This window comes from Leifsonia sp. HAY1-4F (genome assembly GCF_056755275.1).
Genome location: NZ_JBNDHX010000274.1, coordinates 1 through 273, shown reverse-complemented (window position 1 = coordinate 273; position 273 = coordinate 1). Strand labels below are relative to the sequence as shown.

Sequence of the window (273 nt, the reverse complement as noted above, 5' to 3'; positions counted from 1 at the left end):
CCAGATTAGCGAGTGTCTCGTGGGCTCGGAGATGTGTATAAGAGACAGGTGCTCGACTTCACACGGCCCAATGGCAGCCCCAAGAAGATGGTGAGGCCGGCGACCGCGCCGAGCAAGACGACGCTGAGGGGGGACATGCATCTCCTAGGTCTGTCTCTTATACACATCTCCGAGCCCACGAGACACTCGCTAATCTGGGGGGGCGGGTTTTGGTTTGGGAAGGGGGGGGGGGGGGGGGGGGGGGGGGGGGGGGGGGGGGGGGGGGGGGGGGGG

General features: G+C 66.7%; 1 protein-coding gene. It reads right to left on the bottom strand.

The window, feature by feature from the left end:
- Positions 1-5: 5 nt before the first annotated feature.
- Positions 6-273 (bottom strand): hypothetical protein (locus tag ACPYOG_RS19515; RefSeq protein WP_481295780.1); only part of this gene is annotated, 268 nt, incomplete at its 5' end.